This is a genomic window from Acidovorax sp. CF316 (assembly GCF_000276605.1).
Lineage (GTDB): Bacteria > Pseudomonadota > Gammaproteobacteria > Burkholderiales > Burkholderiaceae_C > Acidovorax.
Genome location: NZ_AKJX01000178.1, coordinates 1 through 23,788 on the forward strand (window position 1 = coordinate 1; position 23,788 = coordinate 23,788).

Consider the following 23,788-nt stretch of genomic DNA (forward strand, 5'->3'; position numbering starts at 1 on the left):
TGCCGCGACCGCACAGCAGCAGCGCGACGGCACCGAGCAGCGAGCCGCGCCAGTACAGACGCGTGTAGCGGAAGTCCGCGTCCATGCCGCTGCCCTTCAGCTTGCGCACGCACAGGTGCACGGTCATGTTGGCGTCAAGGCTCTGGGCCAGCAGCCCGGCCATGAAATCTACGATCAATCCGGCATCGCGCGCCGGCACGAAGGGCTGGTCGTCGCGTAGCGGGACGTCCACCATGCGCGCCAGTGCCAGATCCTCGCCGTCGAAGAGGCTCGTGAGCACCTCGCGCTGAAAGGCATCTGTCGCCATCCAGAACGCGGCGCTGGCACCGCTGGCGAGCAGCTCGTTGGCCAGGGTCAGCGGCCGGCGGCCCATCATCGGGTGGCGCATCACGTTGCCCAGCAGGGAGTTGGGGCGGTCATCCCACAGCGGGGTGTCCAGGTTCACCCCCGCGGCGACCAGTTCGGCAACGGTGCCTGCGTCGCGCTCCTGCCAGTACAGGCGCTCCAGTCGGCGTTGATCGCTCATGGCCGGCGGCGCAACGGAGCGCGCGCCCAGCGTCTCCAGCACGGCCAGCACGTCCGGCCGGTCCTTGAAGAAATCCACACTGTTGAAGAGCAGGCTGCCCCGCACCTGCTCCGGGTGCAGGGCCCAGCGGATCTGCGCGTTGACGTCCACGCCCTCGCGCGACGCCAGCACGGCCAGCAGCTCGGGATGGTCGCAGAGCGCGCGCAGCACATACTCCGAGCGCCACAGCGCCGCCGGGTCGGCCTGTGGCGCCTGGACGAACGTGCGCAGCAGCGCCGGGGTGTTCTTGCCGCCGTAGCGCTGCACAACCTCTGCGACCTCGTCGACCCAGGCCAAGCAGGCGGTCAGGTCGACGCCCGCGTTCAGCAGCGCCGACACCGCCTTGCCCAGTCCGGCCTTGGCCGCATGCACCAGAAGCGGTGCGCCATCGACCACGGCGTTCTTCGGTGCACCGTCCTTGATGGCCTTGGCGAAGGCCGCCTCCTTGCCGTCGAGCAGCAGCTCCAGCAGCTGCTCCTCCTCGGTCAGCGTCGGCGCCGGGAAGGCCTTGGCCGCCACCTTCTTGCCGCCTTGGTAATGCAGCGTTCGCGTTTCGCCGACCTGCCCGTACCAGATGCGCACCCGGATGTGCGTCGCGCCGGCGTCGTGCAATGCCTGGATGTGCGCCTTCTCCAGCTCGTCGCCGGATGAGCTGTCGATCACGAAGCGCAGGGTCTCGCCGCGCAGCGACGTACTAGCCAAGAAGGGCTTCTCCCAATCGTCGAAGCAATCTTGCAGCGGCGCGGGCCACTGGTCGGCGAACTGGCCGACTGCGGCCTGGAGGTGACCATGCAGCGCGGAGAGCATAAGGGCATCGGCGCCGATGCAGGTAAAGGTCAGGATGTTGGAAGACATGAGGGGTGGTGTAGAAAGGCGAGAAGGCGTCCGAGGCGCCATTGTGTCCAGGCTCGATGCCCGCTAGATTGACAATTTGTCCACACACCCATATTCAGCCTTTGCGACCTTCAATCGACGTTGCAAATTCGGCTTTAGATTTTGCTATCGGATAGAAGCGTGCGAACTGCCGCGTAGGAAAGGACGCAGCGGCCGAACCAACACTGTAGGAGATCCCTGAAGGTAAATTGGCATGCCTGCCTAGGTCCATCCGCCGTTGCAAGCCGTACTTTGAGGGTTTTCCAACCCAGCTGCGGCAGGCGTCAATCGAGCACCCTGCGGGCAACTCCAAGGAGACCATCATGAGCGAGCTTCGTACCAGTCCACTTGATCCCGAGAACAAACCTGGCGCTGGTGCCGTCGTCGGGGGCGCGGCAGGAGGGATTGCCGGTGGAGCCGCTGCCGGAGCCCTGGCAGGGGGTTTGACTGGGCCAGCAGGCGCTGCCGTAGGGGCTGTCGTTGGCGCTGTGGCGGGCGCCGTCATGGGTAGCAAGGCAGCGGATCCCGCTGTTGAAGATACCTATTGGCGCGAGAACTTTTCTTCGCGGCCCTATGCCGGCGGATCGACCTACGACGAGTATCAACCTGCCTATCGCTATGGCGTCGATTCCTATTCCAAGTACCCCAATCGCACGTACGAAGACATCGAACCCGAGCTCGGCAGAGACTGGGGCGGAGTCAGGGGACGGTCCTCACTCGAATGGGAGAAGGCAAAGCACGCAACCCGGGATGCATGGCATCGGGTGAGCAATGCTGTGGAACGGGCAGTTCCCGGTGACTCCGACAAGGATGGTCGCTAACAACTGCATGCGGGGCATCTTCAATGCCTTTTTGCTTACTTCAACTCTTGGAAAAACCATGCAAGAAAAACCCAATGATCCACATCCTCTCAGCGACCTTGCCTACGACTGGATCACCTTGATTCAGAACAAGGCCCAGGCATTGATGGCGTACGACCAGTACATCAAGGACGCCGAAGCTGCAGGCTCGCCAGAGTGCGCCGCATTCTTCAAGAAGGTCCACGACACCGACAAAGCACAGCTCGCCGAAGCAAAACAGCATATGCTGGGGGTGCTTCAAGGCAATATGGGTGCTACCAAGTAGGTTCCAAGCACCCGTGCACCCTATCCAGGCTGCATAGAACCAGTCCTGCAGTTTGAGCAGGCGAAGAAGTAGGCCATCAGCGCAGGCAGTCACAGATCGATGAGCCCGCGTAAGTCCGCTGCTGCGGCTTTGCCTCAACGCTGCCAGCCTATCCCGTGTACTCCGTTCGCGATCGCCGATCTCTCGAGCATCTGGCATTCGCTGAGCGTGAAGTGCTTCTTCATGAGTGCAACGTGCGCCAGCGTCGAATGGCCTCCTAAAGGCCCCATGTCGCCATCGTGAATCGCCCCGGGGCGATTCAGCGAGCCCAGGCTTGCTTCGACGAGAAATCTCTTTGTCCACGGCTGGCCTAGCAATTCGAGCCTTGCGAGGGCGTGATGTCGTTGATCGCGCTCGGTGAGGCGTTGGTAAAGAAGCTTCAACCACTCGGCGTTGGATCTCGTGCAGCAGCCCAAATACGCAGCCGAGTGACGGGATGGCTTGTTGTCCGACAGGGTTCGATTAGCGCCGCTCATAAGAATCGATTTCCCAGAGTCGACAAAAGAGCCGCTCCATGCCGCATTCCATTTCCCTGACAGTCAACGGCCGAACCCGCAGGTTCGATATCGAGCCATCGGTCACGTTGCTGGACCTCCTTCACGACAAGCTCGGCCTCACGGGCGTCAAGAAAGGCTGCGACCACGGTCAGTGCGGTGCATGCACCGTGCTGGTCAATGGCGAGCGCATCAACTCGTGCCTGACCCTCGCGGTTATGCGGGATGGCTGTCAGGTGACCACCGTGGAGGGTCTTGCCAAGGACGGCCAGTTGCACCCCTTGCAGCAGGCCTTCGTTGAGCATGACGCCTTCCAGTGCGGGTATTGCACCCCTGGCCAGCTGTGTTCCGCAGTGGGCCTGATGAAGGAGGGCCATGCCAGGACGCGCGACGAGGTGCGCGAGCTCATGAGCGGCAACCTGTGCCGTTGCGGTGCGTATGTGCAGATTCTCAACGCGGTGACAGAAGTCGCATTGGGCGCCCGGGGAACGCCATGAAAGGCTTTACCTATTTGGCGGCCACAGACACGGCGCAAGCGCTGGCTTCGGGGAACGAGGGCGCCTTTATTGCCGGAGGCACCAACCTGCTCGATCTGATGAAGGAGGGCGTGGCGCGCCCGCGGACGCTCGTTGACATCAACCCGCTGCCGCTGAGCGCCATCGAGCAAACCCAGAGTGGCGGGGTGTTGCTGGGCGCGTTGGCCCGCAATGCGGCCACGGCATATCATCCGCTGGTGCGCGACAGGTATCCCCTGCTCTCGGCTGCCATCCTCTCGGGCGCGTCCCCGCAGATCCGCAACATGGCCACCGATGGGGGCAACCTGCTTCAACGCACCCGGTGCCATTACTTCTACGACACCGGCACGCCCTGCAACAAGCGCCTGCCCGGTGGCGGGTGCTCGGCCATAGGCAACCTGGCACGCCAGCACGCCATCCTGGGCGCCAGCCCGCAGTGCATAGCCACCCACCCTTCAGACATGTGCGTGGCACTGGCTGCGCTGGATGCAGTGGTGCACCTCGAATCCCCCGCGGAGCGCAGAAGCGTTCCATTCGCCGAGTTCCACCGGCTGCCCGGGGACCACCCCGACATCGACAACACTATGCACCCGGGCGAGTTGATCACGCACATCGAGTTGCCCCCGTCTTCCCAGTTTGCTCAGCACAGCGCCTACCTCAAGATCAGGGAAAGAGCGTCGTACGCCTTCGCGCTCGTGTCGGTGGCTGCGGCACTTCACCTGGATGAGAGTGGTCGGATCGTCGAAGCACGAATCGCCGTCGGCGGCGTTGCGCACAAGCCTTGGCGCCAAACGCAGGCGGAGGCCCTGCTGCAGGGGAAAAGGCCCGAGCGTACGGTGTTTGCCGAAGCGGGTGCAGCCCTGCTGGCTGGCGCAGTCCCGCAGGGCAGCGGGCCCGGGAGCAACGCGTTCAAGATTCCCATGGCCCAGCGCGCAGTGGTGCGCGCCCTTGAGATGGCCCTGGCCGGGCAAACCAGTCTGTTGCCAGGCAACGCTGTGAAAGGGCACACCGCATGACATCGACTCTCAGCCAAAACACCCAGCAGCCCAAGGCGGAGCCCGGCACGGGCTACGTCCGAATCGGAGACTCCGTTTCACGCACAGACGGGCGCGCCAAAGTCACGGGCCAGGCGCTGTATGCGGCAGACCACTTCGTGCAGGGGATGCTGTTCGGGGTGGTGGTGAACAGCACGATCACTCGGGGCCGTATTACCCGCTTCACGCTCGAGCGCGCGTTGGCCGTCGCGGGCGTGCGCGACATCCTGACCCACGAGAATCGACCCAAGACCCGGTCCATGGACATCTTCTACAAGGACATGACGGCACCGGGTGGCTCGCCCTTCAAGCCCCTGCACAGCGATGCGATCCTATACAGCGGACAACCCATCGCGCTGGTGCTGGCAGAAACCTTCGAGGCGGCCCGCGAAGCTTCCCAGCTGGTGGAGGTCGAGTACGAAGTCGAGAAGCATGAAACCGACCTGATGGCCGCGCTTCACCGGGCCCACGAGCCCAAGGGGTTCAAGGCCGGGTATGTGCCGCCACCCAATCCCAAGGGGGATGCGGACGCCGCCTTTGCGGCGGCGCCGGTGAAGATCGATGCGCAGTACTACAGCGGGGCTGAATACCACAACCCTCTGGAGATGCACGCCACCACCGTAGTACGCGACGAGGAAGGGCACCTCACCATCTACGACAAGACGCAGGGATCGCAGAACAGCCGCTGGGTGGTGTCCCGTGTCTTTGGCTTGGGCAAGGACAAGGTCACGGTCAAGAATCCGTTTGTCGGGGGTGCTTTCGGATCGGGGCTGCGGCCGCAGTACAACCTCATCCTAGCGGTGATGGCTTCGCTGCATACCGAACGCTCTGTAAGGCTCGTGCTGACCCGCCAGCAGATGTTCACCTTCGGGCACCGGCCGGAAACCGTGCAGCGCGTGCGGCTTGCCGCCGACCGCGATGGCACCCTCCAGTCCGTCATCCATGAGGCGGTCGCAGAGACATCGCGCCTGGAAGACTATGTCGAGGTGGTGGTGAATTGGTCGGGCCAGCTGTACACGAGCGACAACGTTCGCCTGGAGTACAAGCTCGTCGACCTAGACCGCTACAGCCCCATCGACATGCGAGCACCCGGCGCTGCCCATGGAGTGCACGCGCTCGAAATCGCCATGGATGAACTCTCGTACGCGCTCGGGATGGATCCCTTGGCTCTGCGGTTGAAGAACTACGCCGAGCGCGACCCGTCCAGGGACCTACCCCATTCCACCAAGGAGTTGAAGGCCTGCTATGCACAGGGCGCCGAGCGCTTTGGCTGGGCAAAACGCCCGCTGGAGCCACGGTCCATGCGGGAGGGCAACGAACTGGTCGGCTGGGGCATGGCGACAGGCGTCTGGGATGCAATGCAGATGCTCGCCCGTGCGCGGGCAGTGCTCCATGCTGACGGCCGGCTGGAAGTAAGCAGCGCTGCGAGCGACATTGGCACGGGCACCTATACCGTCATGGCGCAGATTGCCGCCGCGGCCCTGGGCCTGCCACTGGAGAACGTGACCTTCAAGCTCGGGGATTCGACCTTGCCGGTCGCGCCCATCGAAGGCGGCTCATCGCACGTGGCCACGGTGGGATCGGCCGTGGAAGGCGTTTGCGAGAAGCTGCGAAAGAGGCTGTTCAAGGTGGCCCGTGGACTGGACGATTCACCGTTTGCCAAGGCGCGCTTCGCAGACGTGGAATTCGTTCGCGGCACCCTGCGCCTGAAGGGGGTGTCAGGAGCGCAGTTGCCGCTCGCGCAGATTCTTGCCGCTGCTGGCGGCGAGCCTCTTGAGGAGAAGTACTTGATGCTCCCGCACATGCTCAAGCAGCGCAAGTATTCGCGGGCGACCCATTCTGCGGTGTTCTGCGAGGTGCGGGTGGACGAAGAGCTGGGCACAGTCCGTGTGACACGCGTGGTGAGCGCCATCGCAGCTGGCCGCATCATCAGCGCGAAGACGGCCCGCAGCCAGATCCACGGTGGCGTGGTGTGGGGTATCAGCCAGGCTCTTCATGAGGAAGCCCATTCCGACAATTCACTGGGTCGCTTCATGAACCACAGCTTTGCCGAGTACCACATCCCGGTGCAGGCGGACATCCACGATATTGACGTGATCTTCGTCGATGAGGATGACCGGATCGTGAGCCGGCTTGGCGCCAAAGGCGTGGGTGAAATCGGCCAGGTGGGCGTTGCGGCTGCCATCTCCAATGCCATCTTCCATGCCACCGGCAAGCGTGTGCGAAGTACGCCCTTGACGCCGGACAAAGTGATGCAACTAGAGAACGAGGGTAAGCGTCCAGGCAGCTATATGGATAGCGTCGTTCTCGCCGCTGACTAGCTAAGCCACGGTGCCGTCGTGGTACTAGCAGCCGGGAACCGGGGCCAGCCGCTTGAACAAGGCGTTCCGCCGGCGTGGCGCGGGAGCGTGGCCAGAGTGTTGTGGCCGGCGTCAAGCAACTGCTCAGAGATGAGTGTGTGGGTGGAGCAGCTTCTTCGGCGTTGACCGCCGAGGAAGTGGAGCGCCACTGGCGCCCCCAGCTCACGGCCTATAAAGTGCCGCGCAGATAGTGATACGCGATCGGCCGCCCCAGTCGCCGGTGGCAAGATATTCTGTTGCTGGGCAGGCAGGTGCAGGCGGTGCGCACGACCGATTGAGCCATCGGTGCCTGCTAGGTAAGCGGGCGAACTGTGCCCCCCTGGGTCGGCCACGCTGGTCTGCCTGGGCAGAACGCCTGGTTTCGATCCACGGCAGGATGGCCGCAACACCTCAGGAGAAAAAAAATGGACAAAAAGCGATGGAGTGCCGAGACCCTCATGCGCGGCGAAAAGGCTATGAGCGACCTTGAGACCTTTTGGGGCAACTTCAAGGCCAGTACACGCGAAGGGCGAAGGCTCATGATGTCGCAACTTCCCAGCCTCCGCTCAGAACTCGCGGGGGTGAGTGAAGCCGACAGTTATGTGCTTGAGCGCCTGACCAAACTGGATGACGCATGCAGGCAACTATCGCGACTCCAACCTATGAGCTTCAGCGAAGAAGATCAGATCGTGTTCGCACTAGGTGACGTCTCCGTGATCCGCGGCCAGCTGCACATGCTGGGCATTGTTGAAGAGGAAACGGCCGCACCCAAATAGCCAAATACCGCCTTCTAGCGCTACCCTCCTACGCATCAGGAGACTGGCAAGGCGTCCGATGGCCTGCTCCACCAAGAAGCCCCCCTGTAGTGCGGCTGGCACCAAGTTTTCAGTTCCGGGAAACTCCATCGGATTGATGAAGGCCAACAGCACTAGGCTTGCGACTCACGTGGAACCCGTACCTCTCCGCGATCTCGCCGTGGAGGGCCGCCGGGACCGATCAAGCTCTTGCAAATGCACTATGCAGATATTCGTCAAAGCTGGTATCCCCCCGCACAGAGTCGTCCGGCATCGCAAAACCATTGTCTATGCTGAGGCGTGTCATCCTGGCGTATGACTCAGCCGCCGCTGCCGAGAATCCCAGCGCGCGGAACGCCTCTTCCATTTGGGCGCGCGGCGTGACAACCACCTCCACGGGTCTGCCCAACACTTGAGAAACGCTTTGTGCCACGTCCCTTGGACTGTATCGCCTAGGACCTTCGACATGGCGAAGGGCCACGTCGCTCACCGAGGAAAGCAATCGTTCAGCTGCGTACTTTCCCAAGTCGCTTGGCGCCACCATCGGAATCGCCATGTCAGCGGGGATCATCGAATGCAACTGGCCTGTTTGGCTCACGGCGTCGATCTGAGCGAACCAATTGCTCATGTAGTAAGCACCGCGCTGCACGGCGGCGGGAGTGGATAACCTCCCCAGCCCCTGCTCTAGTTCCCAAAGCACGTTGAGATCCCCGATGCGATCTCCGGCCTGGGCCCCGCCGGTTGAAGCCGCAACCACCTTCTCCAGCCCCGATTCTTCCAACGCTTCCAGGATATTGGCGACCGTCTGCCGTTCCACGATATCCGTATCCAGCGATGTGTCTGCGGGCGGATTGAGCACGAAAGCGCGGCGTCCTTGCTTGAACGCGGCCCTGAGAGAAGCAGGCTTCCAGATATCCGCCACCAGGATCTCCGCTCCGCGTTGTTTCCATTCCTTCGCGTGCTCGGCGTGATGGGTGACGATGCCGACGGGCTCACCTCGCGCCAAAAGAGTTGAGGCCACACCAGAGCCCACGTGACCAGTGCCTCCCATGACTACGTACATATGCAGATCCTCCATAGGAAATTCAGGTGTCCATTTTTTGACCTCCTACCGACAGATCCTGTCAGCAGGTCAGGCAAATTGGTAACAGGGCGATTCCTAACGAGGGCAGCGCGACCAACCACTGAGCACGACCTTGAACCGCCAATGCTGAGCTGCCTTCGGAGTTTTCCTACATCGATATAAGAAAGCTAGGAACTGCCATAACAGTTCCGATTGATAGAGTGCTTGCGGTTTCCAACCCAAAAAATAGTTTGTGAGGGATCAATGCTGCAAGCAGACTTCGAAAAACCCCGGCTCACGCAGAAGAAGGTCAGAGTGGCACTGGTGGACGATCACGCGATCGTGCGCAGGGGATTGCGCGAATACCTAGAAAGCCATGATGACATTCACATCATTGCCGAAGCAGGCAACGGTCGTGAAGCGATGAACTTGGTGCGCGACCACGCCATTGACGTGCTGGTGCTTGATCTGACGATGCCCCAGTTCAGCGGGTTGGATGCCCTGGCCAGCTTGAAGGCTCGCTCGCCAGATACAGGCATTCTCATTTTTTCGGGGATGCCAGTTTCGCAATACGCCATCACCCTTTTGCAACAGGGCGTAGATGGTTACCTCAACAAGGACTGCGATCCGGATGAGGTGGTGCGCGCTATTCGGGTCGTCGGCGAAGGTCGACGATACCTTACGAGCGAGGTGGCGGAATTGCTCGCCCAGGAGGTTCTGAAGCCGAAGCCAAGCCTCCCCCACGAGTCGCTGAAGGCGCGGGAGTTTCAGATTTTCTTGAAGCTCGCTCAGGGACAGGACGTCGGTGAGATTGGAAAAATGCTTAACTTGAGCACCAAGACAGTAAGCACCTATCGCACCAGAACCTTGAAGAAACTCGGGCTCGACAGCAATAGCGAAGTGACCTACTACGCGCTAAAGCACGGCCTCATCGACTGACGGGGCATCTCTTGAGAGCCGTGCGAATTCGCAAGGGCGAAGCACGGCCTCACTGCCGCTTGGGGGCCAGCTATTTGGAGCCTGACTGTTGCACCCGATCAGCGTTTGTTGAACTTCGCGCTCCCTTGAGATGCAGCTCAATGTCGGTCGCCTTGTCTCCAACCTGGGCAACTGCGTTCTTCAGCTGTTCTTCAGTCGTGTCGAGCTCACGCTTCCAACGAGCCAGTGATGCGGCGTCGTTTACGTCAATGCGATCTGGTTGAGGGTTCGATTGCGCCATCGGTATGTCCTTTCTGGTTGGTCTACCGTTTCAAATGCTAGCCCTGTGAACCGGCTCGCAATGTAGGCGAGTAGCATATTTACCTTCTGCAATGGATGAGTTCGGTTGGACCGCACCGACCGTCGTTGCGAGTTAAGTTGAACTGAAAATCCATTGGATGGTTCCCTCGACTCAATGCGTGAATGTGCTGTGCACAAGGAGCGACGCAATATCCAAGGCGGATGCGAAATCGCCCGTTCGTCTGGATATGCGCCGAGTGCTGGCAGACCAAACTTGGAATCATCAAGGGCAGGCGCAGCCGGTCTTCCAAATAGCCACGTCAACGGCTGAGCCTGGATTTCGGAAGTGATGCGCCAGCGCAGTCAGCCTTTGCCCCTGACGAGTTCCAGCACCGCCATGGCGAATTCCTGTGGTGCTTCTTGCGGAAGGTTGTGACCGACGCCGTCCAGGATCCGATGGCCGTGCAGAGCGCTGAAGCGTGCTGCATGTACCGACGTCTCCGCCGGCGGACGCACTCCGTCGTCGGCGCCATCCAAGGTGATAGATGGAACGGTGATGACGGGTTGCTGGGCAAGCTTCGCTTCGATGCCGGCATAGGCCGGATCACCCGGCACCAAGGCGTAGCGGTGCCGGTACGAGTGGATTACCACTTCGACGAAATCCGGGTTGTCGAAGGCTGCAGCGCTCTGCTCGAAAGTGGCATCATCGAAGCGCCAGGTCGGTGACCACAGTTGCCACAACAGCTTCGCCAAAGGGCCGCGGTTTTGCTTCAGCCCCGCATGGCCACGCTCGCTGTGGAAGTAGTACTGGTACCAAAGCCTCAGCTCCTTTTCAGGCTCTTCTGGCACTAGGGCCTTGGCAATGTTTTGGATGTTGTAGCTGTTCACGGACACCAGGCCTGCACATCGCTCGGGCCAGAGAGCGGCAACGACACACGCGGCGCGGCCACCCCAGTCGTAACCGGCAAGATAAGTACGATCGATCTTTAGCGCGTCTAGAAAGGCGAGCAGGTCGGCTCCTAGCGCTGCCTGCTCGCCTGACCGCACGGTGGCCGTGTGCAGAAAGCGTGTGGAGCCATATCCACGCAGATATGGGACAAGCACGCGACAGCCGGCCTCGGCCAGGAGCGGAGCGACCTCTTGATAGCTATGGATGTCATACGGAAATCCGTGCATCAACACCACCGGCGGCCCATCGGCAGGGCCTTGTTCGACGTATGCAATGTTTAGAACTCCGGCCTGGACAGTGCGTGGGGGTTTCATGCGATCCATGGGTGTCTCCTTTACAGCCGCATTGCACAGGCTGGCGCTAAAAGGGAATGTCGTCATCAGTGCCAGGTGCGGCAGCGGATGTCGAAGCAGCCTTCGCAGAGTTTGAAGTTGGCGGTTCTGCGGCGGAGTTCAAAGCCGTTTCAAGTGCTTTTTCCACCGCGTCGATGCGCGTCTGGCATACCTTGTACGCAGCAACCGATTCCTCAACGATGCGAAGAAGATCATCGATGTTTGGTTCAGTCTGCTTGCGCAGGGTCTGGGCATGCGCTTGCAACACCCCATATGATTTCTTGAACGTTTCGCTCATGGCTTGTCTTCCTTGCGCAGCGTCGCGCTGCGCGTGCCGTCTCTGAATTGGATGGTGACCTTGGCACCAGCGCTGGTCGCACTGGTAACTGCCTTGCCAGCAGCATCACGCACCAGCGCAAAGCCACGGCTCAAAGTCTTTGCGGGTCCTTGCCCAGCGATCTCTCGGATGAGCGCCTGTGCTGCGACCCTGGCTTCCGCCACTGTCTTGTGCGCTTGCGGTCCTACCTCTGCAAACGCATTGGAGGCAGCATCTTTCATATGGCGCACGTCAGCCGCAGCCCGGTCGAGCACAAAGGTTTTGTCTGCTTTGATCGTGGCCCGTGCTGTCTGCAGGGTTTGCCGCGCTTCACTGCGTATTTCAGCCATTAGCGCGGGCACCTGGTTGCGGGCCCAACCCAGTTGGTGCGTTGCCATGCGACGCACATCGACCATGCTCCGCTCGGTCTGCTCGGCGCCGTTTCGCACGGCCTGCACTGCATCGAGCTGCAGTTGCGCCAACATCTCGGTAGTGCGCTGCCGGCTGCGAGCAATCTCCTGCCTGGCTCCCGCCTCTATAGCAGTGAAGTTCTCGAAGAAGATTCGCCGCGCGCTGCCCATGGCGTGCGTAGCTTCGCGGATGATGTCGTCGAACAAGCTCTTGGCTTCCTGGGCTCGTAGCAGAATGAGTCGCTCAATGCCCGCGATGACCTTGGAAGGGGTGTCAAATCGGATATTGGCAACCTCGTCGAGCACGGTGTTGTCTCGCTCGTGCCCTATGCCAGTGAGCACGGGGACATCCAGTTCGCAGACGGCGCGCACTAGCGCATAGTCATTGAGCCAAGCCATGTCGTTGATAGCCCCACCACCGCGGATGATGGCCACGGCGTCGGGGTGCAAGCCCTCTTGATCCATGCGCTCCAGCGCGCCAAGCAACTCCATGCGGATCTCTGCAGCAGCACCATCGCCCTGAAATCGACTGTGGACATATACGAACCGGCAGATTCCACTGGCCTCCAGCCGCTTCGCCTCAGCTTGGAAGTCGCCCAAGCCGGCTCCCCCCTCCGGTGCCACGACCAGGACCAGGTAGTAATCCCACGGACTTGGCAACTGTCGATTCAGTTCGAACAAGCCCTCGTGCTGCAAGCGCTCGCGGATTTCACGCTTGCGGGCCTCCAAGTCACCCAGCGTGTAGTCAGAGTCGATGGCATCGACCTCGATGCTGAAACCGAACTGCGGCTTGAACACGGGCCGTGCACGCACCAGCAGTTTGATACCTGGCCCGATCTGGGCGCCGGTCGCCGACTCGAACTTGGGGAGAATCTGGCTGGCCGTACTGGCCCAGATGACAGCATTGGCCTTGGCGGTGATGACGCCCGAAACGTCGCGCTCGGAGACTTCAAGGTACACATGGCCGTTGCGAATCCGCGTATCCACCACCTCCACGAGCGTCCAGACCCCGGCTTTGAAAGCCTGCGCTACCGCCCCCGAGACGCCTTGCAGCAACTGAGACAGCGATACCCCCTTCTTTTCAGGGACCGCCAAGCCGCTGGACGCGGTCGGGGAAGGCGCCAGCAAATCACGCGAGACTACGGGTGCCGGCACATCTGCAGCAGGCAACCACTGCGCGAACGGCGCCAGTTCGCGGCCCTCGGGCACATACCACTGCCGGCGAGTCGGATCCCAACGTGCGCCCAGCGCTTTGACGCGGTCTTTGTCCGCAAATGATGATACAAGGTAGGTGTCGGTCATGCCGCTGCAGACACTGGCGGGGGCGCATCCGATGCGCCTAGCCGCCAGGCATCCAGGTCGGTGAACTCTCGCGTGCATCCCGAGCACAACAAACGCTCGCCGTAGCGCATCGAGCCCTGTGCATCGCGTTCAACCACTCTGCGGTAGTTGGTAGATCCACAGTAGCCACAGCGATTGATGGGGGCAGTCTGATCGGTTTCCATCGTTGAGCTCTTATACAGAAATCTGCCTTTCAGGCACTTCGGGCATTGCAGCATGCTGACCTTGCACCAGGGTTTCGTCCGCACGCTCCGCTTGGTCATCGCAAATTTTTTCCACGCTGATGGTTCTTTTGATCCTCCAGCGCAGACGCTGATTTCCCCGCTATCGATTTGGGTGCGAACCGCTCGCAATGGCCTTCAACCGCCGTCGGAACCCTCTTTCCATGTCAGTAAGTCTGTCCATATACTGTATTTAATTACAGTATTTTGCCATGCCTGCCGCTCGCGCTTCCCAGCCCTTCGACAATCAGAGTCTGCCCATCTCGGTGCGGGAGTCAGTGTGGCTGGGCGACGACCTGGTGCACGAAGGCCACCCGACAATCTCTACGGGTTTTGACCTGCTGGACGCCTCCCTGCCGGGTGGTGGCTGGCCCACACGCGCCCTGACCGAGGTCCTCACGGCCCAAGCACCGCTGTGCGAATGGCGCCTGCTGGGCCGATGCTTGCCCAGCCTGGTCCAGAATGGCGGCCAGATACTGCTCGTTGCCCCACCCCAGCAGCCCCATGCAGGTGGCCTGGCTCAGCTCGGGGTGCCCGCCGACCAGATCGTCTGGATCCAGGCCAAGACTCCAGCCGAGCGCTTGTGGGTGACGGAGCAATTGGTGAAGTCCAATCCCCGCGGAGCGGTGCTGTCCTGGCTCCCCCAGGTCCGCGCGGACCAGATCAGGCGCCTGCAGGTGCACGCCCAGTCCTGTCAGTCGCCCGTCTTTCTCTTTCGGCCCTTGAACGCGCAGCGAGAGGCCTCGCCGGCGCCACTGCGCACCCTGGTGTCGCTCGGCACAGGCTGGAACATGTGCGCATCCTCAAGCGCCGTGGCACGCCATGCCCCGGTGTGCTGGAACTGCAGGCCATCCCCGGCCGCCTGAGCCAGGTGCTGCCGCCGCGACTGCACCGCCTGGACACCGATTTCGCCATCCCCCTGCGCAGAGAGGAGGCCACCGATGATCGGCATCTGGGTCGCACTGCTACCGCACAAGACCAGCACCGAGTCCTGCACCGCCATTGACCTGCCTTCCCTGGCTGTTTGGGCGCTGCAGTTCTCTCCGAGGGTGGCGGTGCGCGAAGAGGTGGTCTTGGTGGAGGTGGGAGCCAGCGCACGCCTGTTCGGCGGCCTGTCGCACCTGCGTGGGCGCATCGAGTCGGAGGCCAGTGAGTTGGGCGTTGAAGCTTTCGCCTGGGCCCCGACTGGCATGGCCGCGCTGGCTCTGGTGCGCTCGCGCGTGGTGGATGGCTTTGCAGGCCCGCTGCCATCCATCCTCGACAAACTACCGCTGGAAACGATCACCGCGGTGGCGCGCCATCAGTGCACGCTGCACCGCCTCGGATCACGCACGCTGGGTGATGTACGCAAGCTGCCCCGGGGTGGCCTGGGCCGGCGCTTCGACAAGGAGCTGCTTCACTGCCTGGACCAGGCCTACGGACTGCGTCCGGAGGTCTGCGAGTGGCAGCAGTTGCCCGAGACCTTCAGTGCCCGCCTGGAGTTCATGTTCCGCGTCGAAAACGCGATGGCGCTGATGTTCGGCGCCCGTCGCTTGTTGCTCCAGATGTCCGGCTGGCTCGCGGCCAGGCACATGGGCGTCACCTCGTTCACGTTGCGCTGGGCCCATGACGCGATGCGCGCCAAGACCGCAGGGACTGGCGGCGAGATCACCGTACGCACCGCGGAGGCCACGCAGAACGTGGACCACCTGGGCCGCCTGCTCAGCGAGCACCTAGCCAAAGTCGAGCTGCTGGCACCCGCTGGCGACATCGAGCTGCTTGCTTCCGAGACCATCCCCATCAAGCAGGAGAGCAAGTCACTGCTGCCTGAGACGATCCGCCAAGGCGAAGCCACGTCCCTGGTCTTGGAGCGCGTGCAGGCCCGACTGGGCAAGGATCGCGTGGTGCGTCCTGTCCTGAATGCCGACCACCGCCCAGAATGGATGCAGTGCTGGCAAGGTGCGGAGATGGCACGTCCACGCGCTGCACCCGACTGCCACGAGTTGCCACTGCCCGCATGGGTGCTGCCCGAACCGATGCGCTTGGCCGAGCGGGAGCACCGTCCGATATACCAAGGCCAACTGCAGTTGCTGCTGGGCCCCGACCGCGTGGAAGGCGGCTGGTGGCACCGAGAGTCCTCGACGGCTGCAGGTGCACCGGGCGGCCAGCTCAACGTGCAACGCGACTACTGGATCGCCTTGAGCCGGCATGCCGGAGTGCTGTGGATCTTCCAGCGCCGCTTGGCCGAGGACGAGACAGGCTGGTTCCTTCACGGCCTGTACGCCTGAACGATGCATCGACCTCCAGGCAACAGTCATGGCGCTTCCCTTTTACGCAGAGCTGCGCTGCGTCTCCAATTTCACGTTCCTTGTCGGGGCCAGCTGGCCTGACGAGCTGGTCGAGCGCGCCAAGGAACTGGGCTACAGCGCCATTGCCATCACCGACGAATGCACGCTGGCCGGTGTCGTGCGCGCGCATGTCGCCGCCAAGAAGGAGGGACTGCAGTTGCTGGTGGGCTCGCAGTTCAGGGTGCAGGCCGCCCTGCCTTTCACGATGGTGGTGCTTGCGCAGAACCTCGACGGCTATGGGAACCTCTGCCAGTTCATCACGCGGCTGCGGCGCACCGCCGAGAAAGGCACTTACCTTCTCGAACGGTCAACCATCGAAGGCGATGCGCTGGCCGACTGCCTGGTGATGGTGACGCCCGACCGGACAGGGACGGACGAGCAGCTGGAGGAACTGGGGCGCTGGACCTTGACGCACTTCATCGGGCGAACCTGGATTGGCGTGGACCTGAACCGCCGCATCGATGACGAGCTGTGGCTGCACCGCATGCGGGAGTTGTCTGCGCTGACTGCCATACCGCTGGTGGCCATGGGCGATGTGCACATGCACCGGCGCAGCCGCAAACCACTACAGGACGTGATGACCGCCACCAGGGTAGGTCGGCCCCTGACCGAGTGCGGCTACGAGCTGCAGCGCAGTGCCGAGCGACATCTGCGCAGCCGCCTGCGCTTGGCACAGACCTACCCCGATGAATTGCTGGCTGAAACGATTCGCGTGGCTGAGCGATGCACCTTCAGTCTCGACGAGCTGAGATACCAGTACCCGGACGAAGTCGTTCCAGAGGGCCACACCCCTGCCAGCTACCTGCGGCAGGCCACCTACGAAGGCGCCGGCCGCCGCTGGCCGCACGGCATCACCGCGAAGGTGCAGGCGCAGATAGAGCATGAGCTGGAGCTGATCTGCGACCTGCACTACGAGCACTACTTCCTCACTGTGTTCGACATCGTCAGCTTCGCGCGCTCCCAGCACATCCTCTGCCAGGGCCGTGGGTCCGCTGCGAACAGCGTGGTCTGCTATTGCCTGGGCGTGACCGAGGTGGACCCAGATCGCATGTCGACGCTGTTCGAACGCTTCATCAGCAGGGAGCGCAACGAGCCGCCGGACATCGATATCGACTTCGAGCACCAGCGCCGCGAAGAAGTGATCCAGTACCTGTACACAAAATACGGAAGGGACCGCGCTGCATTGGCAGCGATTGCGGTGACGTACGGACCCAAGTCAGCGATACGCGATGTCGGCAAGGCACTTGGCTTCAGCCTTGAAACCGTGGATGCCCTGGCCAAAGGGCACCAGTGGTGGGACGGCGAAGGTGTGCGGCTTGAGCGCTTCGAGGAACTAGAGTTGTCCGAGAACGACCTGGCAGTGAAGCAGCTCATCTTGCTGGCAAGCCAGCTGATTGGCTTTCCGCGGCATCTGTCACAGCACCCCGGTGGTTTTGTGCTCACGCGGGGTCTGCTCAGCCGCATGGTTCCGATCCAGAACGCGAGCATGGAAGACCGCACGGTCATCGAATGGGACAAGGACGACCTGGATGCAGTCGGTTTGCTCAAGGTCGATGTTCTAGCCCTGGGCATGCTCACGGCCATCCGCAAAGCCCTGACCCTGGTGGGCCGGCGCAAGGGGTACGACTTCGGGATGCAGGACATTCCAGTGGAGGACCGCGAAACGTACAAAATGATTTCTCGCGCGGACACGGTGGGCGTTTTCCAGGTGGAGAGCCGCGCGCAGATGTCGATGCTGCCGAGGCTCAAACCACGGTGCTTCTACGACCTCGTGATCTCCGTGTCGATCGTGCGGCCCGGCCCGATCCAGGGCGGTATGGTGCACCCATACCTCAACCGCCGACAAGGCCTGGAACCTGTGATCTATCCGAGCGAGGATTTGAAGCAGGTGCTCAGCCGCACGCTGGGTGTGACGCTGTTCCAGGAGCAGGTCATGCAGGTGGCGATGGTCGCCGCCGGCTTCACTGCAGGCGAGGCCGATGACCTTCGCCGCGCCATGGCGGCGTGGAAGAAGCGCGGCGGGCTGGAGAAGTACCAGACCAAGCTCATCGAGGGCATGAGGGCGCGGGGATATGACGAACCCTTTGCCCAGTCGATCTACCAGCAGATCAAGGGCTTCAGCGGGTACGGCTTTCCGGAAAGCCATGCGGCCAGCTTTGCGTTGCTGGTCTATGCCAGCTGCTGGCTCAAGCGGCACGAGCCAGCAGCCTTTCTCACGGCACTGCTCAACTCGCAGCCGATGGGCTTTTACACGCCAAGCCAGCTTGTGCAGGATGCCAAGCGACACCGCGTGGAAGTGCGAAGGATCGACGTGATGCACAGCGCCGTCGAATCAACACTGGAGGACTTGCCCACAATCCCTGCGGTGCGGCTTGGACTGCACATGGTTGCAGGCCTGCACGCCACTTCGGCCACGAAGATCGTCGAGGCCCGTGAAAACGGGCCGTTCGACAGTGCGGAAGACTTGGCCATGCGGGCAGGATTGGAACAGCACGAGATGAAGCTGTTGGCTGCAGCAGATGCGTTGCTCAGCCTGTCGGGCCACCGCCGCCAGCAAGTGTGGGACGCTGCAGGCCTGCACTCGACGCCGGAGCTGCTGCAGGACGCACCGATCAACGAGGAGTATCTGGAGCTACAGGACGCCCCGGAGGGCGAGGAGATCGTGTGGGACTACGCATCCACCGGACTCACCCTGCGTCGGCATCCGTTGGCGCTACTACGGCCACGGATGGCGGCCAAGAAGCTGCTGTCGTCGCGCGATCTGCGCCATATCCCGGACGGCAGGGTGATCCGCACAGCTGGCATCGTGACCCTGCGGCAGCAGCCGTCCACGGCCAAAGGCACGATCTTCGTATCTTTGGAAGACGAGTTTGGGACCGTGCAGGTGATCGTGTGGTCATCGGTAAGAGATGAGCAGCGGCAGGTGCTGCTGGAGTCCCGGGTGCTGGCGGTCAAAGGGGTTTGGCAGCGGCGGGGGCAGGTGACCAATCTGATCGCGGATCGGCTGGTCGATCTGACGCCATGGCTGGGGAGGCTGGGGCGGTTGGAGAGTCGGGATTTCAAGTAGACTGAAATTTCGCCATCACCGTCACCATGCAACTTGCGCTTTGCAGGACACCAGCGTTCCTGTAGTTATAGCTTTGCCAATTTTTTCTCCAGCAATGCTTCGAGCGTCGCTGCCTCCGGCAGAGAAGGGCGCGTTGGACCAACACGCTGCGCTAGCTTTTAACGGGTGCTTTGGAAAACTAAAGCTTGGAACCAGGGAATTTTCGAGACGAGGGGGCTGACGCCACCCAAGTCAGCTAGCAACCTTCGAGCTTGGCAAATGCGCTATAACTGCGTTTCAACTCATTCTCGAAAGCCTATGAACCGCGCTGATCTCATCGAAGTTATTGCTTCCAAGCACGACCTGTCCAAAGCCGCCGCTGGTGCAGTCCTCGAAACTCTCATCGACACCATTCAGACGGCAGTCAAGAAAGGTGACGCTGTCCAATTGGTAGGCTTCGGCACCTTCAAGTCTGCCAAACGTGCAGCACGCACCGGCAAGAATCCATCGACTGGGGCCGCGTTGAAGATCCCAGCATCCACCGTACCAAAGTTTGTGGCGGGCGCCAAGTTCAAGGCCGCTGTAGATCCTAAAGCGGCAAAGCGCAAGGCCGACAAGGCTGACAAGGCTGACAAGGCTGCAAAGTAACTGCGCTTGAGGCCTTGTGCCGATACAACCAATCAACCGCCAAGGCTTGAGGCCTTCGGCGGTTTTTCATTTCTGGTGCCGCTTTCCAAATGTCGCAGCATATTCATACACAATGCGCCCATGAATACTTTCTCGAATGCATTCCGCGCGGAAGTTGTCCGCATGGCTCGTAAAGAGCTGAAGCCAGAACTGCAGAGCATGCGCAAGGCGCTGACTTCCCATCGCTCGGAGATCGCCGCTTTGAAGCGTGAAGTGAAAGCACTGACGTCTCAGCTCAAAGCGACGCAACGCACTGTCAAGGTTCAGGAGAAAAGCCCAGCCAGTGAAGAAGCACCTGCACGCAAAGGCGGCAGAAAATGGGTATTCAAGCCCGAGGCCCTGGCCACCAAAAGAGCCGAGTTGGGCATCTCGCAGAAGGACATGGCCAAGCTCTTGCAGGCATCTTCACTATCTGCGTACAAATGGGAATCCGGGAAGGCCCATCCACGTGCGGCGCAACTGGAACGAATCCACGAGGTGCTCGGTTTGGGTAAACGCAAAGCCCTTGCCCTCCTCGCCGAACACCCAGTAGCAGCTTAGCACCGCTGCGGCAAGCTCAGGCTGCTTCGCCAGCCTCCAGCACCTTCGCCCCAAAGAAGATGCACTCCAACTTCTCATTGATGTAGTCCGACATCACAGGATGAAGCGGCAGGATCTGCCCGTTGTGCACATTGCACTGCGTGAAATCAATGCCCTTGGTGTTCGCGGCGCGGCAGGCTGTGATGTACTCATTCATGAGCCCTGCAAACTCGATGAATGAATGGTTGCGCACGCAGCTTGTCTCATGCAATTCTTTCACTGGTCGGACCAGATACTCAGATCCAGCTGACATACGACTTTCCTGGTCAGGAGCGCCGGCTATGCATCTTCAAAACTTGAGAATTCATTCTCTCTTAGGTGTCAGGCTCACTCGTCAGCTGCAACTTCACCATCGCCAGTGCTACTTCTGCGCGGATCTCTAAACACAGGCTCACGCTTTTGAGCAAATGCATCCAGCCCCTCGGCCAGGTCCGCGCTGCGCGCATAGCTTGCAAACGCGCCGATCTCGGCGCGCGCTGCTGCGCGGGGACCGGACTGCAGGCCGCGGCGCAGCAGTTGCTTAATTGTTTGAAGACCCAGGGGACTGTGCCGAGCCAGCATGCGTGCCAAGCTTTGCACCGCGCCGGTCAGCTCATCGTCTGCCACCACTTGGTTGACAAGGCCCCATTGCTCCAGGGTACGGGCCGGCAACAGCTCGGCGCTGAGCAACAGGTAGTTGGCCCGGTTCGCGGCGATCTTGCGCGGCAGGCGGGCCGATGAGCCCCCCGCGGGAATGATGCCGTAGCGCGCATGCCCGTCGCCAATGCGTGCGGACTCCGCGGCAATGACCAGGTCGCAGCACAACAGCAGCTCCAGCCCGCCGGCCACGGCCACGCCATTGACGGCGCCGATGACCGGCATGGGCAGATCCTCGATGCGGTCGAAAACCTGCTGGGCATAGCGCAGCCGGGCCAAGAGGCGGTCGGTCGTGGGCTCGGCCAGATCGGCCTGGAAGCCGCGCAGGTCGCCCCCGGCGCAGAAGGCCTTGCGGCCCGCGCCGGTGATGACCACGCAGCGCACGGCACCGCTGTCCCTGTGCAGGTCTTCAACTGCCTCGGCCAGTTGCTCCAGCATGGGCAGGGACAGCGCATTCATGCTCGCAGGGTGGTCGAGCGTGAGCCACTCCTCCCCGTCCTTGCGCTCCCTGCCGATCAGGCGTTCCGTCATGAGTCGTCTCCTGGCCCGCGCTATACGCGTTCGAAGATGGCGGCTATGCCCTGCCCGCCGCCGATGCACATGGTGGCCAGGCCGTAGCGGGCGCCCACGCGCTGCATCTCATAGACCAGCTTCACGGTGATGATCGCCCCGGTGGCCCCGACCGGGTGGCCCAGTGAGATACCGCTGCCGTTCGGGTTGACCTTCTCGGGATCGAAGCCCAGCATCTTGCTCACGGCGCAGGCCTGCGCGGCAAAGGCCTCGTTGGACTCGATCACCCCCAGGTCCGCCACGGACAGGCTCGCGCGCTGCAGTGCCAGTCGCGTCGCGGGCACGGGGCCGATGCCCATGTAGGCCGGGTCTACCCCCGCATGGGCATAGGAAACCAGCCGTGCCAGGGGCTGCAGGCCGTGGCGCTGCACCGCGTCGCCACTGGCCAGCACCACGGCGGCGGCGCCGTCGTTGATGCCGGAGGCATTGCCTGCGGTGACCGTGCCGCCCTCTTTCTTGAACAGGGGCCGCAGGCCGGCCAGTTCGCCGGCATCGGTGCCGGGGCGCACATGTTCGTCCTGCGCGAACACCACGGTCTTGCCCTTGGCCCGAGTCTCGATGAGCAGGATCTGGTCCTGGAAGCGCCCCGCCGCAATGGCAGCGCTGGCACGCGCGTGGCTCTGGGCGGCCAGCTCGTCCTGCTCGCTGCGCGAGACGTCGTGGCGCTCGGCCACGTTCTCGGCGGTGACGCCCATGAGGATGCGGTTGAACGGGTCGGTCAGCGCTCCGGTCAGCGTGTCCTGCAGGGCCACGTCGCCCATGCGCTGGCCCCAGCGCGTGGAGGGCGAGAGAAAGGGCGCGCGGCTCATGCTTTCGGCGCCACCGCCCACGGCGATGTCGGCATCGCCCAACATCACGGCCTGGGCCGCGCTCAACACCGCCTGCAGGCCCGAACCGCACAGGCGGTTGAGCGTGAGCGCCGGCACCCCGAACGGCAGGCCGGCCTGCAGCGTGGCGATGCGGGCCAGGTAGGCGTCGCTGGGCTCGGTGGGGATCACCTGCCCGAAGACGACATGGCCCACGGCATCGGCCGCCGCACCGCTGCGGCGCAGCGCCTCTGCCGTAACGCTGGCAGCCAATGCGCTGGGTGCCACGTCGCGCAGGCTGCCACCGAAGGAACCGATTGCCGTGCGCACGGCGGAGACGACAAAGACCTCCTGGGTGCCCATGGGGGTGCTCCCGCTCATGCCTGTGCAGCCGCCGGCTCGCGGGCAGCGCGGGCCTTGAGCAGCTCGCGCTTGGACTGGTCGAACCCGGTGGCAGGAACGATCTCGCCGCGCCGCTCGACCAGGGCCGGCGCGTTCAGCGCGATCAGCTCGGGCGCCAGCGGGCCGTCGCCCGCAAAGATGCCTTCGGTCATGGTGACGTTGGAGCAGGCAAAGGCGCCGGCACCCGCGCACAGAATGGTCTTGTTGGGCGCACTGCCCGAGACCAGGTACACCAGCCCCGGCGTGACACTGGCGGGCGTGAGCAGGTCCAGCTCTTCCTGCGCGAACAGTTCGTCGGTCATGCGCGTTGCGGCCGAGGGGGCCAGGCAGTTGACGTGCACGCCGTACTTGGCGCCTTCCATGGCCAGGGTCTGCATGAGCCCCACCAGCCCCATCTTGGCGGCGCTGTAGTTGGCCTGGCCGAAGTTGCCGAAGAGGCCCGAGGACGAGGTCGTCATCACGATGCGGCCATAGTTCTGGGCCTTCATGGTGTCCCACACGGCCTTGGTGCAGCGCACGGCGCCCATGAGGTGCACGTCGACGATGGCGGCGAAGTCCTCCAGGCTCATCTTGGAAAAGCTCTTGTCGCGCAGGAAGCCGGCGTTGTTGACCAGGATGTCGATGCGGCCCCAGCGCGCCAGGGTGGCGTCGACCATGCGCTGCACTTCGGCCGCGTCGGTGACCGAGGCGGCATTGGCCACGGCCTCGCCGCCCATGGAGATGATCTCCCGCACGACCGCGTCCGCTTCGGCGGACGAGGCAGCCGAGCCGTCGCGCGCCACGCCCAGGTCGTTGACGACGACCTTGGCGCCGCGCTGCGCGAGTTCGATGGCATGGGAACGCCCCAGGCCCCGGCCGGCGCCGGTCACGATGGCGACCTGCCCATCCAGGCGCAGGGTGGACAACAAGGGGTTGCCGGCAGGGCCGGACTTTTCAAACGTTGCAGACATGGTCGTCGATGGAGAGTGGTTGGCAGAGGGGGCCCTGGGGCGCGACAGCAGCGACTGTAGGCACCCGGCCCACAGCCAACAATGTGTGTTTTTCACAAGCAAGGCACCCGACACTGGGTAGTTCTCACAATGGCGCGCAGAGGCTTGCGCCATTACC

General features: G+C 62.5%; 23 protein-coding genes. 12 read left to right on the forward strand and 11 right to left on the reverse strand.

Translation table 11 applies throughout. From position 1 onward, the window contains the following. The coding region (locus PMI14_RS22465; protein ID WP_007857701.1) for a hypothetical protein at positions 1–1,420 on the reverse strand (1,420 nt) is incomplete at its 3' end. Positions 1,421–1,761: 341 nt separating this feature from the next. On the opposite strand from PMI14_RS22465, the gene PMI14_RS34345 reads away from it, so the two are divergent. Both PMI14_RS34345 and PMI14_RS22470 read left to right on the forward strand, forming a co-directional pair. Beyond that, complete coding sequence (locus PMI14_RS34345) at positions 1,762–2,259, forward strand: hypothetical protein (protein ID WP_081497371.1); 498 nt, start codon at positions 1,762–1,764, stop codon at positions 2,257–2,259. Between the two features lie 58 nt (positions 2,260–2,317). After that, positions 2,318–2,563 (forward strand): hypothetical protein, encoded by a 246-nt coding sequence (locus PMI14_RS22470; protein WP_007857703.1) that lies wholly within the window; start codon positions 2,318–2,320, stop codon positions 2,561–2,563. 134 nt (positions 2,564–2,697) lie between these two features. On the opposite strand, the gene PMI14_RS35025 is transcribed toward PMI14_RS22470, so the two are convergent. Beyond that, a complete protein-coding gene (locus PMI14_RS35025) occupies positions 2,698–3,078 on the reverse strand; it encodes a hypothetical protein (RefSeq protein WP_146187968.1) in 381 nt (126 codons plus the stop codon). A 38-nt stretch (positions 3,079–3,116) separates the two neighbouring features. On the opposite strand from PMI14_RS35025, the gene PMI14_RS22475 reads away from it, so the two are divergent. From PMI14_RS22475 to PMI14_RS22490, 4 genes are all read left to right on the forward strand, one after another. Then, a complete protein-coding gene (locus tag PMI14_RS22475; RefSeq protein WP_007857704.1) occupies positions 3,117–3,593 on the forward strand; it encodes a (2Fe-2S)-binding protein in 477 nt (158 codons plus the stop codon). Further along, positions 3,590–4,627, forward strand: coding sequence for a xanthine dehydrogenase family protein subunit M (locus tag PMI14_RS22480; protein WP_007857705.1), 1,038 nt, complete (start codon positions 3,590–3,592; stop codon positions 4,625–4,627). Before PMI14_RS22475 ends, PMI14_RS22480 begins: the two co-directional genes overlap by 4 nt. Beyond that, complete coding sequence (locus PMI14_RS22485) at positions 4,624–6,966, forward strand: xanthine dehydrogenase family protein molybdopterin-binding subunit (RefSeq protein WP_007857706.1); 2,343 nt, start codon at positions 4,624–4,626, stop codon at positions 6,964–6,966. The genes PMI14_RS22480 and PMI14_RS22485 overlap by 4 nt, the downstream gene beginning before the upstream one ends. Positions 6,967–7,409: 443 nt before the next feature. Then, positions 7,410–7,760, forward strand: coding sequence for a hypothetical protein (locus tag PMI14_RS22490; RefSeq protein WP_007857707.1), 351 nt, complete (start codon positions 7,410–7,412; stop codon positions 7,758–7,760). A gap of 220 nt (positions 7,761–7,980) precedes the next feature. On the opposite strand, the gene PMI14_RS22495 is transcribed toward PMI14_RS22490, so the two are convergent. After that, complete coding sequence (locus PMI14_RS22495; protein ID WP_007857708.1) at positions 7,981–8,841, reverse strand: NmrA family NAD(P)-binding protein; 861 nt, start codon at positions 8,839–8,841, stop codon at positions 7,981–7,983. Between the two features lie 264 nt (positions 8,842–9,105). Here PMI14_RS22495 and PMI14_RS22500 point away from each other — a divergent pair, with 264 nt between their 5' ends. Beyond that, a complete protein-coding gene (locus PMI14_RS22500) occupies positions 9,106–9,780 on the forward strand; it encodes a response regulator transcription factor (protein ID WP_007857709.1) in 675 nt (224 codons plus the stop codon). Positions 9,781–9,850: 70 nt separating this feature from the next. Here the strand turns inward: PMI14_RS22500 and PMI14_RS34350 are convergent, their stop codons facing one another. The 4 genes from PMI14_RS34350 to PMI14_RS22510 all read right to left on the reverse strand — a co-directional run bounded on the left by PMI14_RS34350 (position 9,851) and on the right by PMI14_RS22510 (position 13,368). Further along, on the reverse strand, positions 9,851–10,060 hold the full coding sequence (locus PMI14_RS34350; RefSeq protein WP_081497372.1) for a DUF3606 domain-containing protein: 210 nt from the start codon (positions 10,058–10,060) through the stop codon (positions 9,851–9,853). Positions 10,061–10,422: 362 nt separating this feature from the next. Next, positions 10,423–11,331 carry an alpha/beta fold hydrolase gene (locus tag PMI14_RS22505; protein WP_007857710.1) on the reverse strand — a complete coding sequence of 303 codons (909 nt, stop codon included), beginning with the start codon at positions 11,329–11,331 and terminating at the stop codon, positions 10,423–10,425. Between the two features lie 37 nt (positions 11,332–11,368). After that, positions 11,369–11,638, reverse strand: a complete 270-nt coding sequence (gene xseB, locus PMI14_RS34355) for an exodeoxyribonuclease VII small subunit (protein WP_007857711.1) — start codon at positions 11,636–11,638, stop codon at positions 11,369–11,371. Continuing rightward, positions 11,635–13,368 carry an exodeoxyribonuclease VII large subunit gene (locus tag PMI14_RS22510; RefSeq protein ID WP_007857712.1) on the reverse strand — a complete coding sequence of 578 codons (1,734 nt, stop codon included), beginning with the start codon at positions 13,366–13,368 and terminating at the stop codon, positions 11,635–11,637. The genes xseB and PMI14_RS22510 overlap by 4 nt, the downstream gene beginning before the upstream one ends. 472 nt (positions 13,369–13,840) lie before the next feature. Here PMI14_RS22510 and imuA point away from each other — a divergent pair, with 472 nt between their 5' ends. From imuA to PMI14_RS34360, 5 genes are all read left to right on the forward strand, one after another. Further along, positions 13,841–14,494, forward strand: coding sequence for a translesion DNA synthesis-associated protein ImuA (imuA, locus tag PMI14_RS22515; protein WP_007857713.1), 654 nt, complete (start codon positions 13,841–13,843; stop codon positions 14,492–14,494). A gap of 75 nt (positions 14,495–14,569) precedes the next feature. Next, the gene (locus tag PMI14_RS22520) at positions 14,570–15,895 is read left to right on the forward strand and encodes a DNA polymerase Y family protein (RefSeq protein ID WP_007857714.1); all 1,326 of its coding nucleotides are present in this window, start codon (positions 14,570–14,572) and stop codon (positions 15,893–15,895) included. 28 nt (positions 15,896–15,923) lie between these two features. Continuing rightward, on the forward strand, positions 15,924–19,022 hold the full coding sequence (locus PMI14_RS22525; RefSeq protein ID WP_007857715.1) for an error-prone DNA polymerase: 3,099 nt from the start codon (positions 15,924–15,926) through the stop codon (positions 19,020–19,022). Between the two features lie 258 nt (positions 19,023–19,280). Continuing rightward, entirely contained in the window at positions 19,281–19,649 is a 369-nt protein-coding gene (locus tag PMI14_RS22530) for an HU family DNA-binding protein (protein WP_158279169.1), read from the forward strand. A gap of 120 nt (positions 19,650–19,769) precedes the next feature. Next, positions 19,770–20,228, forward strand: a complete 459-nt coding sequence (locus PMI14_RS34360; RefSeq protein WP_007857717.1) for a helix-turn-helix transcriptional regulator — start codon at positions 19,770–19,772, stop codon at positions 20,226–20,228. A 16-nt stretch (positions 20,229–20,244) separates the two neighbouring features. Here the strand turns inward: PMI14_RS34360 and PMI14_RS22535 are convergent, their stop codons facing one another. The 4 genes from PMI14_RS22535 to PMI14_RS22550 form a co-directional block, all read right to left on the reverse strand. Continuing rightward, on the reverse strand, positions 20,245–20,520 hold the full coding sequence (locus PMI14_RS22535) for a hypothetical protein (protein WP_007857718.1): 276 nt from the start codon (positions 20,518–20,520) through the stop codon (positions 20,245–20,247). Positions 20,521–20,594: 74 nt separating this feature from the next. Further along, complete coding sequence (locus tag PMI14_RS22540; protein ID WP_007857719.1) at positions 20,595–21,434, reverse strand: enoyl-CoA hydratase/isomerase family protein; 840 nt, start codon at positions 21,432–21,434, stop codon at positions 20,595–20,597. 20 nt (positions 21,435–21,454) lie between these two features. Then, complete coding sequence (gene bktB, locus PMI14_RS22545) at positions 21,455–22,642, reverse strand: beta-ketothiolase BktB (RefSeq protein WP_007857720.1); 1,188 nt, start codon at positions 22,640–22,642, stop codon at positions 21,455–21,457. Between the two features lie 14 nt (positions 22,643–22,656). Next, complete coding sequence (locus PMI14_RS22550; protein ID WP_007857721.1) at positions 22,657–23,631, reverse strand: SDR family NAD(P)-dependent oxidoreductase; 975 nt, start codon at positions 23,629–23,631, stop codon at positions 22,657–22,659. Positions 23,632–23,788 lie beyond the last annotated feature (157 nt).

Excerpts from the sequence above, each read along its gene's own strand:
- PMI14_RS34345 (WP_081497371.1), top strand. The coding sequence starts at position 1,762 with ATGAGCGAGCTTCGTACCAGTCCACTTGATCCCGAGAACAAACCTGGC.
- PMI14_RS22470 (WP_007857703.1), top strand. The coding sequence starts at position 2,318 with ATGCAAGAAAAACCCAATGATCCACATCCTCTCAGCGACCTTGCCTAC.
- PMI14_RS35025 (WP_146187968.1), bottom strand. The coding sequence starts at position 3,078 with ATGAGCGGCGCTAATCGAACCCTGTCGGACAACAAGCCATCCCGTCAC.
- PMI14_RS22475 (WP_007857704.1), top strand. The coding sequence starts at position 3,117 with ATGCCGCATTCCATTTCCCTGACAGTCAACGGCCGAACCCGCAGGTTC.
- PMI14_RS22480 (WP_007857705.1), top strand. The coding sequence starts at position 3,590 with ATGAAAGGCTTTACCTATTTGGCGGCCACAGACACGGCGCAAGCGCTG.
- PMI14_RS22485 (WP_007857706.1), top strand. The coding sequence starts at position 4,624 with ATGACATCGACTCTCAGCCAAAACACCCAGCAGCCCAAGGCGGAGCCC.
- PMI14_RS22490 (WP_007857707.1), top strand. The coding sequence starts at position 7,410 with ATGGACAAAAAGCGATGGAGTGCCGAGACCCTCATGCGCGGCGAAAAG.
- PMI14_RS22495 (WP_007857708.1), bottom strand. The coding sequence starts at position 8,841 with ATGTACGTAGTCATGGGAGGCACTGGTCACGTGGGCTCTGGTGTGGCC.
- PMI14_RS22500 (WP_007857709.1), top strand. The coding sequence starts at position 9,106 with ATGCTGCAAGCAGACTTCGAAAAACCCCGGCTCACGCAGAAGAAGGTC.
- PMI14_RS34350 (WP_081497372.1), bottom strand. The coding sequence starts at position 10,060 with ATGGCGCAATCGAACCCTCAACCAGATCGCATTGACGTAAACGACGCC.
- PMI14_RS22505 (WP_007857710.1), bottom strand. The coding sequence starts at position 11,331 with ATGGATCGCATGAAACCCCCACGCACTGTCCAGGCCGGAGTTCTAAAC.
- xseB (WP_007857711.1), bottom strand. The coding sequence starts at position 11,638 with ATGAGCGAAACGTTCAAGAAATCATATGGGGTGTTGCAAGCGCATGCC.
- PMI14_RS22510 (WP_007857712.1), bottom strand. The coding sequence starts at position 13,368 with ATGACCGACACCTACCTTGTATCATCATTTGCGGACAAAGACCGCGTC.
- imuA (WP_007857713.1), top strand. The coding sequence starts at position 13,841 with ATGCCTGCCGCTCGCGCTTCCCAGCCCTTCGACAATCAGAGTCTGCCC.
- PMI14_RS22520 (WP_007857714.1), top strand. The coding sequence starts at position 14,570 with ATGATCGGCATCTGGGTCGCACTGCTACCGCACAAGACCAGCACCGAG.
- PMI14_RS22525 (WP_007857715.1), top strand. The coding sequence starts at position 15,924 with ATGGCGCTTCCCTTTTACGCAGAGCTGCGCTGCGTCTCCAATTTCACG.
- PMI14_RS22530 (WP_158279169.1), top strand. The coding sequence starts at position 19,281 with ATGCGCTATAACTGCGTTTCAACTCATTCTCGAAAGCCTATGAACCGC.
- PMI14_RS34360 (WP_007857717.1), top strand. The coding sequence starts at position 19,770 with ATGAATACTTTCTCGAATGCATTCCGCGCGGAAGTTGTCCGCATGGCT.
- PMI14_RS22535 (WP_007857718.1), bottom strand. The coding sequence starts at position 20,520 with ATGTCAGCTGGATCTGAGTATCTGGTCCGACCAGTGAAAGAATTGCAT.
- PMI14_RS22540 (WP_007857719.1), bottom strand. The coding sequence starts at position 21,434 with ATGACGGAACGCCTGATCGGCAGGGAGCGCAAGGACGGGGAGGAGTGG.
- bktB (WP_007857720.1), bottom strand. The coding sequence starts at position 22,642 with ATGGGCACCCAGGAGGTCTTTGTCGTCTCCGCCGTGCGCACGGCAATC.
- PMI14_RS22550 (WP_007857721.1), bottom strand. The coding sequence starts at position 23,631 with ATGTCTGCAACGTTTGAAAAGTCCGGCCCTGCCGGCAACCCCTTGTTG.